General features: G+C 45.3%; 11 protein-coding genes. 7 read left to right on the top strand and 4 right to left on the bottom strand.

Annotated features, from left to right (window positions below; all coding sequences use genetic code 11):
• Positions 1–38 precede the first annotated feature (38 nt).
• The 7 genes from HF888_RS15745 to HF888_RS15715 all read left to right on the top strand — a co-directional run bounded on the left by HF888_RS15745 (position 39) and on the right by HF888_RS15715 (position 8,429).
• The gene (locus HF888_RS15745; protein WP_007016629.1) at positions 39–593 is read left to right on the top strand and encodes a UPF0149 family protein; all 555 of its coding nucleotides are present in this window, start codon (positions 39–41) and stop codon (positions 591–593) included.
• Positions 594–606: 13 nt separating this feature from the next.
• Entirely contained in the window at positions 607–1,914 is a 1,308-nt protein-coding gene (pepP, locus tag HF888_RS15740; RefSeq protein ID WP_007016630.1) for a Xaa-Pro aminopeptidase, read from the top strand.
• A gap of 27 nt (positions 1,915–1,941) precedes the next feature.
• Positions 1,942–3,180 carry a 2-octaprenyl-6-methoxyphenyl hydroxylase gene (gene ubiH / locus HF888_RS15735; protein WP_007016631.1) on the top strand — a complete coding sequence of 413 codons (1,239 nt, stop codon included), beginning with the start codon at positions 1,942–1,944 and terminating at the stop codon, positions 3,178–3,180.
• Complete coding sequence (locus tag HF888_RS15730; RefSeq protein ID WP_007016632.1) at positions 3,180–4,409, top strand: UbiH/UbiF/VisC/COQ6 family ubiquinone biosynthesis hydroxylase; 1,230 nt, start codon at positions 3,180–3,182, stop codon at positions 4,407–4,409. Before ubiH ends, HF888_RS15730 begins: the two co-directional genes overlap by 1 nt.
• A 33-nt stretch (positions 4,410–4,442) precedes the next feature.
• Positions 4,443–4,907 carry a tRNA (cytidine(34)-2'-O)-methyltransferase gene (locus tag HF888_RS15725; RefSeq protein ID WP_007016633.1) on the top strand — a complete coding sequence of 155 codons (465 nt, stop codon included), beginning with the start codon at positions 4,443–4,445 and terminating at the stop codon, positions 4,905–4,907.
• Positions 4,908–5,006: 99 nt separating this feature from the next.
• Positions 5,007–5,954, top strand: coding sequence for a glutathione S-transferase family protein (locus tag HF888_RS15720; RefSeq protein ID WP_007016634.1), 948 nt, complete (start codon positions 5,007–5,009; stop codon positions 5,952–5,954).
• A gap of 165 nt (positions 5,955–6,119) precedes the next feature.
• Positions 6,120–8,429 carry a TonB-dependent receptor plug domain-containing protein gene (locus HF888_RS15715; RefSeq protein WP_007016635.1) on the top strand — a complete coding sequence of 770 codons (2,310 nt, stop codon included), beginning with the start codon at positions 6,120–6,122 and terminating at the stop codon, positions 8,427–8,429.
• A 37-nt stretch (positions 8,430–8,466) separates the two neighbouring features.
• On the opposite strand, the gene HF888_RS15710 is transcribed toward HF888_RS15715, so the two are convergent.
• The 4 genes from HF888_RS15710 to leuS all read right to left on the bottom strand — a co-directional run bounded on the left by HF888_RS15710 (position 8,467) and on the right by leuS (position 13,408).
• Positions 8,467–9,054 carry a hypothetical protein gene (locus tag HF888_RS15710; RefSeq protein WP_007016636.1) on the bottom strand — a complete coding sequence of 196 codons (588 nt, stop codon included), beginning with the start codon at positions 9,052–9,054 and terminating at the stop codon, positions 8,467–8,469.
• Between the two features lie 233 nt (positions 9,055–9,287).
• Positions 9,288–10,316, bottom strand: a complete 1,029-nt coding sequence (gene holA, locus HF888_RS15705; RefSeq protein WP_007016638.1) for a DNA polymerase III subunit delta — start codon at positions 10,314–10,316, stop codon at positions 9,288–9,290.
• A gap of 3 nt (positions 10,317–10,319) precedes the next feature.
• Complete coding sequence (locus HF888_RS15700; RefSeq protein WP_007016639.1) at positions 10,320–10,817, bottom strand: LPS-assembly lipoprotein LptE; 498 nt, start codon at positions 10,815–10,817, stop codon at positions 10,320–10,322.
• A gap of 11 nt (positions 10,818–10,828) precedes the next feature.
• Positions 10,829–13,408, bottom strand: coding sequence for a leucine--tRNA ligase (gene leuS / locus HF888_RS15695; protein ID WP_007016640.1), 2,580 nt, complete (start codon positions 13,406–13,408; stop codon positions 10,829–10,831).
• Positions 13,409–13,464 lie beyond the last annotated feature (56 nt).

Here is a 13,464-nt window from a genome sequence, read left to right as displayed (position 1 = left end):
CTTCTTTTTCGAACAACCTAAGGCTCAAGTGATTCTTTATGAGCAACAAAATTTCTCGCTTTGATTTATACGCCAATATTGGACTAGCACAGGGTGCCCTTACTTCCCCTTCAGCCCTGCAAGGCTGGTTGACTGGCTATGTGTGTAGCGGTGCTCGACTCAGCAAAAAGCAATGGTTAGAAGCCAGTGCTGAGTACTTGGGCCTTCCGGAAACCTGGAACGACAAAAGTAAACTTCCTGTTTTAGGTTTTTACCAAGATGAATTGCGTAACATCGAAGGTGAGGACATGGATTATCAATTGTTGTTACCGAGTGATGAGTCGGATTTTACCGTACGCATGCAGGCGTTTGCTGAATGGGCTAAGGGATTTTTAGATGGATTTGGTGCGTCAGGTCGTATCGATGAGTCTGATCTTACGGAAGACGTAATGGAAGTCCTCAAACACTATGATGCTTTTAGTTATGGTATTGAAGATGATGATCTGGACGAGGATAGCGAACGTTTATTTACGGAATTGGTTGAGCATGCTCGCGTGACCGCTATGTTCATGTTCTATCATTTTAATCAGCAGCAAGAACCCAAGCTTCATTAATGGTTGAGTCATTATGTTGAATTTTGCAGCCCATCGACAGGCATTATTTGCGCAGTTACCGCCAAACAGTTTAGCGATTATTCCTTCAGCGAGTTTGCAAACACGCAATAACGATGCAGAGTTTCCATTTCGCCAAGATAGTGATTTCTACTATTTAACTGGATTTACTGAAGATAGCGCGTGCTTGGTGTTGCGCAAAGCAGATGGCGATGATACTTCGATCATGTTTTGTCAGCCAAAGATCAAAGAAATGGAAATTTGGACGGGCTATCGCCTAGGACCTGAGGCGGCAGCGGAACAGCTCAATATAAGCGAGGCTCGTTCTATTGAAGAGTTTACAGAATCGCTACCAAAATTATTAGAAAACATTGATCATCTTTATGCCGCGTGGGGAAAAGATGCGCAGCAGGATGCTCTTTATCTAGATGCAATTAACAAAGCCAAATTGCAGTCGCGAAAAGGTGTTAAAGCACCGCAGCATATGCATGCCATTGAGCCTTTGTTGCATGAACAGCGTCTAATAAAAAGCGAGCCAGAGATCGAGATTATGCGTCGCGCTGCCCAGATCAGTGCTGAGGCCCACATCAAAGCGATGGAGGCCGTTAAACCGGGCATTCATGAGTATCAGTTAGAAGGTTTGATCCGTTTCCACGCATCACAAAACGGGTCACGATTTGATGCTTATACGAGTATCGTGGGAAGTGGGGCTAACGCCTGCGTATTACATTACATCGACAATGACGACGTGATTGAAAACGGCAATTTGGTTTTAATTGACGCAGGTTGTGAAGTCGAACATTACGCCAGTGATATAACTCGTACTTTTCCTGCCAACGGGCGCTTTAGCCAAGCACAAAAAGCTTTATATGAAGTGGTATTAGATGCCCAGTTGAAAGCGATTGATGCAGTAAAACCGGGTAACCATTGTAAAGTTTCTCATGAGGTCGCTTTGCAGGCGTTAACAGAAGGCCTAGTAAAACTTGGATTGCTAAGCGGTGATGTGGATACTCTGATTAAAGAGGAAGCTTATAAGCCATTTTTTATGCATGGCACTGGCCATTGGTTGGGCTTGGACGTTCATGACGTAGGTGCATATAAGGTGGATAATCAGTGGCGTGAACTGAAGCCCGGTATGGTCGTCACTATTGAGCCAGGTTTGTATGTTGCACCCGACAACATGGATGTAGACGAAAAGTGGCGTGGTATTGGTATCCGCATTGAAGATGACGTCTTGGTCACTGATCAGGGTCATGAAGTACTGAGCCATGCTGTGCCAAAATCTGTGGAAGAAATTGAAGCGTTGGCTTCTAAGAACCAATAGTCGTTTGATAGAAAGGTAACGAGCAATATGGCCGATCATGATTTTGATTGCATAGTTGTCGGTGGCGGCATGGTCGGCGCGTCATTTTTGCTGATGTTGGAACCCGCTCTCGAGCAAGGCCAAAAAATCGCTATTATCGACCAGTTTGATTTAACGCAAAGTCAATGGCAGCAACCCAGTTTTGATGATCGCTCCAGTGCTATTAGTGAAGGTAGCCGCCGCATATTGCAGCGCCTAGGGGTTTGGTCCGAGTTATCCAAAGCCACACCTATTGAGCATATCCATGTGAGTCAGCGTGGTCATTACGGGCGTGTTCGTATGCACAGTGCCGACTACCAATTAGATTCACTCGGCCATGTGGTAGAAAATCGAGTGCTTGGACAAGCTCTGGCGTCACGGTTATCAGCCATGAAGCAAAGCTACCCCAATCTTTCTATTATTGCTCCTGCTCAAGTGAAAGCGGTGAATGCTCGTTCTTCCGATCAGAAATGCGTTTATCGGCTTGTGCTCGACCAAGATCGAGAGATCTCCACTGGGTTATTGATAGCGGCGGATGGTGCCAATAGCCATATTTGTCAGTCCCTTGGCATCATTCAAACACGACGCTCTTATGAGCAAACCGCGATTATTGCCAATATCGCTATGAGTCAAAAACATGAACAATGGGCATATGAGCGTTTCACCGAGCAGGGTCCTTTAGCACTTTTGCCGCTTGATCAAAACCGTTATGCGCTAGTGTGGTGTATGGAGTCGAAACTCGCTGAACAAAGATTAGCGCTCGACGATGCAACTTTTACTGCGCAGCTGCAAAAACAAATCGGTTTTGATAAAGGCTTGGTTGAACGTGTGGGCGAACGACAAAGCTACCCTTTGATCCTGGTGCAAGCGCAAGAGCAGGTGCGTAATGGTTTGGTGGTATTGGGTAACGCGGCCCATTCATTACATCCTGTTGCTGGACAGGGCTTTAACCTCGCATTACGAGATGCGCGTCAATTGGCCAATGTGATCAACAAAACTTCAATTGGGCTTGAGGACTTGTTCGATTATGCTCATCGTCAAGAAAATGATCAGCGCCTTACCGTGAGTGCTAGTCATAGTCTTCCGACGTTATTTCAATCTAGTTCTCTCTCGATATTAAGAGGCTTGGCTCTAACCAACTTAGATTTAGTACCGACAGCCAAAAAATTATTTGCGCGTCAGGCTATGGGACTTGTAAGTAAAGCTTCAGTGTGGCGACCGCAACAAATGACAAAAGGCGCTCAATAATGCAATACGATGTAATCATTATCGGTGGCGGCATGGTGGGTTCCGCGTTGGCCTTAGCATTAAGTAATGCAATGCAAACCGGGCAAATGCCTGAACAAAAAATTGCCTTGATTGAGCCCAGCCCGGCGACTATGCCACAGCAAAAAATCGAACATGTGACCGATGTAGATATGCGCGTTAGTGCAATCCATCGTGGTAACCAGGCCTTTTTACAAAGCATAGGAGCTTGGCAGGGTATTCCCAAGCAGCGCCTTAGTGCTTATGACAAAATGCGAGTATGGGACGGAATTGGTACAGGGCATATTCAATTTGATGCGTCTGAAATGACCGAGCCATGCTTGGGGCATATTATCGAAAACCGATGTGTCGCAGCGGCACTCATTAACGAGATACAGCGTCAGGGAAAAATTCGCTTGATCACTCAAAAGACAACTGAGATCGAGCGCCTCAGCGAAGAAAATGAAAGCTATTACGTACACTTGGATAACGATGATTTGTTAAAAACATCCACGATTGTGGCTGCTGATGGAGCGCGTTCGTTTATTCGTCAGTGGGCTGAATTTGAAACTCGCGAGTGGGATTATGAGCATCATGGATTAGTGTGCACTATTCGCACTGAACAGTCCCATCAACTATGCGCATGGCAGCGATTTACACCAGATGGTGTACTTGCGTTTTTACCATTGCCGCAAGATGACAATGGACAAGAGAACCTAGTATCCATTGTTTATTCCTGTTCTCCAGAAAAAGCAGATTCATTGTTAGCTCTGCCCGATGACGAGTTTTGTCAGACCCTCTCTGGCGAATTTGAATATCAATTGGGTCGCGTTTTAGAGGTGGGACCGCGGGCCGCTATCCCGCTACGTCAGCGTCATGCCAAAACGTATGTGAAGTCGGGAGTCGTCTTGATTGGTGACGCTGCACATACCATTCATCCGCTGGCGGGTCAGGGGGTAAATCTTGGCTTGATGGATGCCAATGTGCTTGCGCAAGAGTGGATCCGAGCAAGCAGAAGGGGTCTTGCGCTGAACGATGGATTGACTTTGCAACGGTTTGAGCGCCGACGTATGGGCGAGAATCTGAGTATGATGGCTACTATGGAAGGCTTTAAGCGCTTATTCGCTCCGCAACCACCGGCCATTACTTGGATGCGCAATTGGGGAATGACTAAGGTTAATCAAGCACCCATGGTGAAGCACCATATTATGCAGCTGGCTATGGGGTTATAATCGCCATAAATATTCGCTATAAGTATCACGTACATGTTCCATATCGCTTTATTCGAACCTCAGATCGCCCCTAACACGGGGAATATTATTAGACTATGCGCCAACAATGGTTGCCAGCTGCATTTGATCGAGCCTATGGGTTTTAATTTAGAGGAAAAAAAATTAAGGCGGGCAGGTTTGGATTATCATGAGTTTGCCAATGTAAGTGTGTATCCAGATTATTGGGCGTTTAAAGAGGCCATGAAGGATAAACGTATTTTTGCTTGTACAACAAAAGGCAGTGGCCATTATCACAAAGTGAAGTATCAACCTGATGATGTACTGCTATTTGGTGCTGAAACTCATGGACTGAGTGATGAAGTAATGGAGAGCATTGATCCAAGCATGCGCATTCGAATACCTATGCTGCCCGATAGTCGCAGCTTAAATCTGTCTAATTCTGTTGCCATTATTTCCTTAGAAGCGTGGCGTCAAAATGATTTTTCTGGCGGAGTTTAATCGCTTAACCACCTGCTTATTTTTTCGATATCACTGATCAATCAATTGCCTTAAACCGATTTTTCGGGGCCTTATACTGTAAAAAAAGTTGGAGGTATTATGGGATTGTTGATAGAAGGTCAGTGGCACGACCAATGGTACGACACCAAAAGCCAAGGTGGTCGCTTCAAACGCCAAGAAAGCGAATTTCGCCATACCATTTCACCTGACGGGCCTTTCAAGCCAGAATCGGATCGTTATCATCTTTACGTCTCAATGGCTTGTCCTTGGGCACACCGAGCATTGATCTTCCGCAAGCTAAAAGATTTAAGCGAACACATTTCTGTTAGCGTCGTGCACCCGAATATGTTGTCCAATGGATGGGAGTTTCGTCAGGACGATGGTTTTTATAAAGATCATCTATACGACTTTGAGTTTGCCCATCAGCTATATACAAAAGCCAAGTCCGATTACACAGGTCGCGTAACTGTACCCATATTATGGGATAAACAATCACAAACCATCGTGAATAACGAATCTAGCGAAATTATTCGTATCTTCAATAGTGCGTTTAATGAACTGACAGGCAACAATCACGATTATTATCCTCAAACCCTTCAATCGGAGATCGATGCGGTCAACGAGCGCATTTACCATACTGTAAACAATGGGGTATACAAGGCTGGCTTTGCCACGACACAAGATGCCTACAAAGAAGCATTTAACGAACTGTTTGATTCACTGGATTGGATAGAGCAGAGATTATCTGAGCATCGTTATATGGTCGGTGATCAGATCACGGAAGCGGACTGGCGATTATTCACCACTTTGGTGCGTTTTGATGCGGTTTATGTCGGGCATTTTAAATGTAATAAAAAACGCATAGTGGACTACCCCAATATGTGGGCCTACTTGCGAGAGCTGTATCAGCACGCCGATGTCGCCACTACCGTGCATATGGATCAGATCAAGCGCCATTATTATTATAGCCATACCATGATTAATCCCACTCAAGTTATCCCTGAAGGCCCTGATCTGGATTTTTGGGCACCTCATGATCGAGATTGACACTGGTATTTATATTTTTTGCTCATGATTAGCAATCACAGATAATGAAGTGGTTGCTAACTTTGCATTAGAGCAAGGGTTTATCCGGTTTTTTTATGATTTCCCCTATTAGGATATGTCGCTATCTGGCACAATTCTGTTGCGCTGACTTGGGTGTAACGGAACATGATGATAATAAACAAACCTGCCGTATGCGCCGCCATCCTATTTTCAATAAGTGCGGCATCCAGTTATGGTGAATGGCTACAAGAATCAGAATTTGACCTGGCTGAGTTTAATGAATTCTCAGTCCCGGTGGTGTTAACGGCAACTCGGATCCAACAACATCAAGCGGATGTGCCCGCAAGTGTCACTATCCTTGATCGTAGTTTTATCGAACGCTCAGGTGTGCAGACATTGTCTGAATTGTTGCGGTTTGTGCCTGGAATGATTGTGGGCCCTGATCGCAATAATAATACTGATAGTGTGCAATATCATGGCGGCCCAACTGCGTTACCCAAAAATCTGCAAGTGCTATTAAATGGACGCAGCATGTACCGCTCTGGCCTAGCCGCCGTTAGCTGGTATGAAATGCCCGTCTCACTGAATGATATTCGCCGCATTGAAGTTGTGCGCGGTCCTAACGCAGCCACATACGGTGCAAACTCCTATCAAGCGGTGATTAATATTATCACTCGACATCCTGCGGACACATACGGACAGACAGCCGAGGTGCAACTGGGCAATAATGGCGATAAAACGCTGTATGTCAGTCAAGGTGACCGAATTCATAAAACCGATTATCGATTTACCTACGAATATAAGCAAACAGATCAATTTCAAGTAGATGAAGACGAGCGGGAGAATCAGTTCATTGATTTTACCACCAGCACTTATTTGAAAAACAACGCAGAGTTACAAACCTATACCGTAGTTTCGCAAGGTAATCGGGAGCTGACGACAAATGATACTTTAGTGACATTGCAGCAAAACGAAAATCAAGTAGATGAAAATCGCTATGAATTTGGAATGAGTTATACCCAAGACCTTAGCAGTAAGCATCAGATTAAACTCACTTCTTATGCTACCTACTATCAACAAGAACAAGAATATGTATTAGAGGGAATCCCAATTGCACTTTTAGACGATGATATAAGAGCACTTTATACTGATAATAAAAATTTAGTAGAAGGCTCTGGTACGTCGGCGAAGGGGTTTGAAGAAGCGATAGAAACGGAAAATCCTGCACTTATTGCAGGGTACTACTCTAGTCTTAGTAATGAAGAAAAAACCAACGTAGGCTTTTTAAACATGTTTTTAGTTGGTCAGTTTCCCGGTGGGGAATCTTTATTAAGCGATTATACATCAAGGCTGTCTGCTCCATACCAGGCTTCAGTTGCAGCGATCGTCGATCGTTATGAGAATGATCCACAAACCTCTCCATTTGATACAACAGTTGCGGGCACTGTCTTTGCCGATCTTGACGAATACCGATACGACATCGAATTACAAGACACCTACATTGTTAACGACGATTTAACCTTGGTGGGTGGCGCCAGCTTCCGTCGGGATATTGTTGAGTCTGACCATTATTTCTCGGGCCGCTTTACCAATGATACATATCGCTTATTTTCCAGTGCTACATGGCAAGCCACAGAAAGCACCATCACCCATTTCGGTCTGATGGCAGAAAAAGAAAGTGATGCCGATGCCGTGTTTGCACCGCGACTTGCTGTTATTGAAAAACTCAATCCGGCTCAATCTGTGCGCTTTGTTTATAGCGAGTCTGTGCGTAGCCCCGATTTATTTGAACAGTATGCCAACTGGAATTTTGAGGTGAGAAATGCGGAATCTGACGGGCAGTTAAATGGCACGACCTATTATGAAACCTCTCAGGGTCCGGGAAGACTGGATCATCAGCATATTGCATCGACTGAAATTGGCTATTACGGACGCTATCAAAAATTAGACGCTGAAATCGATGTTCGACTCTTTCATGAGCGTCTAACGGACGTGATTTATCAGTCCTTAAGTCTGGGCGATTTTGAAACGACTACATCCAACCGCATTGAGTTTAATGGTATCGAAATGCAGAGTACGTTTGTCCCGTGGCAAGATGGACAACTTCGTACTGTAGCCGCGTATATTGATGCTGAAACGAATCAAGATGATAACGAAGATGCCCGTCGCTTATTACGAATTTATGCCCAACACCAAGTTGCTGTTACTTGGCTACAAACTTGGCAACATAATATTAATTCAGCGGTGAGTTATTTACGCACTTGGGATTATGATCAATTGAATGAAGCACCTGCCGATCGCACGGAACTGGAGCGTATTGATGCGCGTATTGCGAAACGCTGGGTACAGTCTGATTGGGATGTAGAGTTGTCTCTAACTGCTCAGCATGATCTTACAAGTGATGCTTATGTTTGGCCGCAAACCGTGTATCAAGATCGCACTCGTGCGCAGCTAGGTTTACAGGTTGGCTGGTAGAAATGTTCAGATGTTGAGACCCGTCTCAGGGTCTCATTTATGCCTCGCGATAGATCCCCATAATTTTTTCACTAATAAGGTTTTTAATACCTTGTCGCTCGAGTGTCGACATATTGCTTAATGCACTCATGCGTAAGCGGTGCAAATGCAAGCAAGGCATATTGGAATCAAATTCGCGCAAGTCGCCTTTGACAAGCACAGGTAAAAACGGATCGTTACCTTGAAAGCGTTTTAGTATTTGGCGTAAACCTTCTTTGAATGGGATTGGGATAGAACGTACATTTTTCTGATTCTGACTGATCACAATGTACAGACCACTGCGATTTATTGTTTCACCAGGAACAATGTGTAGCCCTGTGGCTTGTACCGCTTCTTCAGGGATATGGTTAAATGTATCATGAAAAGCATATGGGTCAGGTAAGACGACCATGCTTTTTTGCATATCTTCTGGAAAGAAAATATTGTAGTTACTGTACATTTGACTCACCGTGGGTGAATACACACACAGTTTGTTTTCGAAGCGCTTTACAAAATCAAATGCGTTTTGACGTTGAGTAATATGATCTAAACCCCAGATCAAATCCGAATTCGATTGTGCTTGATCAGCATCTTGTGCAAAACCCATGTTACCCTCCAAAATGTTTTGGTTGTTACACCCGCAACTCAACTTGTTAGTATTACGTGTTTAACCTTCTATGGGTGTAGTATCGGCGAATAAATGCACTATTTCCGTGTAAGTTTGGTAACCACGGGCCTAGTTCACATAATGTATGCAGGGTTTGCGAAGGCCATCACAGAGTGTGTGCAAGTAGGCCAGAAGGGCCAAAAAAAGTGTGAGTCAGTCGAAGGTTTTTTAGATTAAAAAGTTGGGGCAGGAATCACATTTAGTCCGCATAGTTTTAATGCAGCTTGAGATAATAAACGCCAAGGGTCATCTTGTAACAAGTTCTTACACGCCATATCTATCTGGTTACATAATTGTAAGCATTCTTCTATGTCTTGCGTGCGCAATCGGCGTGTGGCGGCTTTTAACTGTTGTTGTTTCTTGGGCCAGAAGACCTTGAGTTGTTGCAGCGCTTTGTCATCGGATAAACCAGATTGGATTAATTGCTGCATAGATAACAATTGGCGTACATCATTAGCGAAAATAGCCAAGGGTTGCAGTACATTTAGACCTTCGCCTTGTAGTACTTGTAAAACATGCAAGCAACGTTTTTTGTCGCCTTTTAATGCTGCTTCACTTAATGCAAAGACATCAAAGCGGCTGGCTTCACCAACACTGGCTTCAATATCCTCTATGGTTATTTCGTTTTTCCCGACTAGAGTGAGCTTTTCTACTTCTTGCGCTGCTGCGAGTAAATTGCCATCGGTTCGATCCGCTAATAAGGCTAAGGCTTCGCGATCTGCTTTCATACCGTGTTGACGCATGCGATTAGCTATCCAGCCGGGTAATTGCTGGCGTTCAATGGGCCAGTGGGCGATGAATGCGCCGGCTTTATCGAGTGCTTTGAACCATTTGCTGTTTTGTTGTTTTTTATCGAGGCGAGGCAAGAAGATGATGAATAAATTATCTGGGTTAGGTTGCTCGCAAAGGCCCAACATGGTTTTGGCACCTGCGTCACCGGGCTTTCCATTATCAATGCGGACTTCAATTATTTTACGTTCCGCAAACAAGCTCATGGCATTGGCACTGTCATATAGCTCAGACCAATTGTAGTTGTGTTCGGCGTGGTGTACTTCGCGCTCAGTGAAGCCCTGTTGTCGTGCAACAGAGCGCAGTTGTTCACCAATCTCTTGGCTAAGCAAGGGCTCATCACCACTGACTACATAAAAAGGCAGCAGTGACTGTTGTAGATGCTGTGCCAGTTGCTCGGGCTTCAAACGCATGGGTTAGGGCTCTAGCTTAAGGTTTTGCAAACGGCGCAATAGACGGTTGGCATTATCTCTGCGCATATCTGCTCTTAGCTCGGCAGCTTCTTGCGCTTTGCCTATTTCAGCGGCTGCATCGTAAAGCTGTGTCCGATAACTGCTGACTTCAATCGTTTGCTGCCAATTATCTTTGCTAATCCGAGCTGTGAGCGTTTGCTTGAGTTCATACTCACTGGCCTTAGCATTGCTAGTGACGGCTAGCACGCGACGTGAGTTGTTTTCATTCTCTAGCGATAGCAGATAATCAGCGTCGTCGCTCAATGTAACACCATTGCTCAACAGCGCTTGTTGCACGTAATTGAAAGTGACGTTATCAACTCCTCCGTTTTCGATGGAGAGGATCTTAAGCGGAGCAGGTAAATTTACCTGTCCGCGTAATTGCCACCCACAAGCCGTTAACATAGCGAGGGAAAGCATGAGCGTCAGAGTAAGTCTTGCTGTTTGCCAAGCCTTAGCCATGAACATTCCCTCTAGTTGGCAACGATGTTGACCAGCTTGCCTGGTACATAAATTTCTTTACGCACAGTTTTGCCGTCAACAAACTTTTGTACGTGTGCATCAGCGTGAGCGGCGGCAATCGCCGCATCTTTATCGATATTGGCTGGTACTTCCAGTTTTGCGCGTACTTTGCCATTAACCTGTACAACGATTTCAATGCTGTCACGCACCAGTGCAGACTCGTCCACTTGCGGCCATGGTGCATCAAGAATCAAGCTTTCATTGCCCATTTCTTGCCAGATCACGTGACTCACATGAGGAGCAATAGGCGCAAGCATTTTCACCATAGCGCTTAAACCTTCGTGCAAAATAGCGCGGTTCTGAGCATCACTTTTATCTAGTTTCACCAATGTATTGGTAAGTTCCATAACGGCGGCAATAGCGGTATTGAAGGCGTAGCGACGGCCAATGTCATCACTGACTTTTTGAATGGTTTCGTGAGTTTTACGGCGCGCATCTTTTTGCTCGCTCGATAAAGCTTCTGCATCAATAGCAGGAATGTCTGAACCGTCCAATAGCTCAGAGGCTAAACGCCAAACTCTCTGCAAGAATTTTTGCGCACCCTGTACACCTGAGTTCGACCACTCCAGACTTTGCTCTGGGGGCGCGGCGAACATGGTATATAGACGCACCACATCGGCACCATATTGATCAATGGCTTCTTGCGGGTCTACCCCATTGTTCTTTGACTTGGACATCTTAATGACGCCTTCGTGAGTCAGCTCTTTGCCCTCGTAAGACGCTTTTGTGATACGACCTTTGGCATCACGCTCTACTTCAACGTCCGCAGGGTTGACCCACTCTTTGCCACCGTTTTCATTTTGATAGCTAAAGGCATCAGCCAAAACCATACCTTGGCAAAGTAAACTATTGAATGGCTCGTCACCTTTTACTAACCCTGTATCACGTAATAATTTGTGGAAGAAGCGTGCATATAAAAGGTGCAAGATGGCGTGCTCAATGCCACCTATATATTGGTCTACAGGAAGCCAATAATTAGCTTCTTCAGGATCAAGCATGATGTCATCTGCTTGAGGTGAGCAATAGCGGGCGTAATACCAAGAACTTTCCATAAAAGTATCGAAAGTATCGGTTTCGCGGAAAGCCTGCTCTCCTTCGAATTCGATATTTTCAAAATCAGGGTTGTTTTTGATCGGGCTATTAACACCGTCCATAACCACATCAGTTGGTAATTCAACGGGTAGCATGTCTTCTGGTGTTGGCACTTGTTCACCATTGGCTTTGGTGATCATAGGTACAGGTGTGCCCCAGTAGCGCTGACGACTCACACCCCAGTCGCGCAGACGGTAATTGGTTTGTACTTCGCCCTTACCTTCTTTTTGCAGGTAATCGGCTATCGCATCGAAAGCGGCTTCAAATTCCAAACCATCAAATTCGCCGCTATTCACCAGCTTGCCTTTTTCGGTGAAAGCTTCTTTTTCGAGATCAATGTCTTCGCCATTAGCTGGCTCAATCACTTGATTGATTTCAAGACCATACTTTTTGGCAAACTCATAATCACGCTGATCATGAGCGGGAACAGCCATCACCGCGCCTGTGCCGTAATCCATTAATACAAAGTTGGCGACCCAAACTGGGACTTCTTTGCCCGAAATAGGGTGAATGGCAGTAAAGCCAGTGGCGCAGCCTTTTTTCTCTATAGTGGCAATGTCTGCTTCGGCGGTACCGCCTTTTTTGCATTCTTCGATAAAAGCCGTTAGTTCAGCATTACCTTTCGCGGCTTCTTCTGCTAATGGGTGCCCAGCTGCCACAGCGACATAGCTGACTCCCATCAATGTATCTGGACGAGTGGTATACACTTCCAGTGGAATTTCTTTGTCTTTAATGCCAAAGCGCATCTGTACACCTTGGCTTTTGCCGATCCAATTGCGCTGCATGGCTTTTACTTGGTCTGGCCAGCCGTCCAACTGATCAAGATCGTTCAATAGCTCTTCTGCGTAATCCGTAATGCGGATAAACCACTGCGGGATTTCTTTACGCTCGATCGGTGTGTCACAGCGCCAGCAGCAGCCTTCGATTACTTGTTCATTGGCCAATACGGTTTGATCATGTGGGCACCAGTTCACCGCGCTGACTTTCTTGTAGGCTAAGCCTTTTTCCACTAATTTGGTGAAGAACCATTGCTCCCAACGGTAGTATTCGGGCTTGCAGGTAGCCAGCTCTCGGTCCCAGTCATAGCCAAAGCCCAAGCTGTTCAATTGACCTTTCATGTAAGCGATATTTTCGTCAGTCCATTTACCTGGCGCGGTTTGGTTTTTAATGGCTGCGTTTTCCGCCGGTAGGCCAAAGGCATCCCAACCCATGGGCTGCATGACGTTTTTGCCTTGCATACGCTCATAGCGGGAGATGACGTCGCCAATAGTGTAATTACGCACATGCCCCATATGCAGGCGACCGCTTGGGTATGGGAACATTGATAGACAATAGAACTTCTCGCGGTTGTGATCTACAACGGCTTTGAAGACTTTATTTTTGGCCCAAAATTGTTGGACCTGAGGTTCGATCTCGCTGGGATTATATTGCTCTTGCATAGTACCGATATCTGGACGGATTCGCTGAAATTAGAAAAGCCCATATCATACCCTAG

Source organism: Bermanella marisrubri, assembly GCF_012295615.1.
Taxonomy (GTDB): Bacteria; Pseudomonadota; Gammaproteobacteria; order Pseudomonadales; family Oceanobacteraceae; genus Bermanella; species Bermanella marisrubri.
Note: the sequence above shows the minus strand (reverse complement) of the source record. Positions and strands in the feature narration are given on the sequence as shown.

Coding starts and splice junctions, on each gene's coding strand:
- HF888_RS15745 (WP_007016629.1), top strand. CDS start 39: ATGAGCAACAAAATTTCTCGCTTTGATTTATACGCCAATATTGGACTA.
- pepP (WP_007016630.1), top strand. CDS start 607: ATGTTGAATTTTGCAGCCCATCGACAGGCATTATTTGCGCAGTTACCG.
- ubiH (WP_007016631.1), top strand. CDS start 1,942: ATGGCCGATCATGATTTTGATTGCATAGTTGTCGGTGGCGGCATGGTC.
- HF888_RS15730 (WP_007016632.1), top strand. CDS start 3,180: ATGCAATACGATGTAATCATTATCGGTGGCGGCATGGTGGGTTCCGCG.
- HF888_RS15725 (WP_007016633.1), top strand. CDS start 4,443: ATGTTCCATATCGCTTTATTCGAACCTCAGATCGCCCCTAACACGGGG.
- HF888_RS15720 (WP_007016634.1), top strand. CDS start 5,007: ATGGGATTGTTGATAGAAGGTCAGTGGCACGACCAATGGTACGACACC.
- HF888_RS15715 (WP_007016635.1), top strand. CDS start 6,120: ATGATGATAATAAACAAACCTGCCGTATGCGCCGCCATCCTATTTTCA.
- HF888_RS15710 (WP_007016636.1), bottom strand. CDS start 9,054: ATGGGTTTTGCACAAGATGCTGATCAAGCACAATCGAATTCGGATTTG.
- holA (WP_007016638.1), bottom strand. CDS start 10,316: ATGCGTTTGAAGCCCGAGCAACTGGCACAGCATCTACAACAGTCACTG.
- HF888_RS15700 (WP_007016639.1), bottom strand. CDS start 10,817: ATGGCTAAGGCTTGGCAAACAGCAAGACTTACTCTGACGCTCATGCTT.
- leuS (WP_007016640.1), bottom strand. CDS start 13,408: ATGCAAGAGCAATATAATCCCAGCGAGATCGAACCTCAGGTCCAACAA.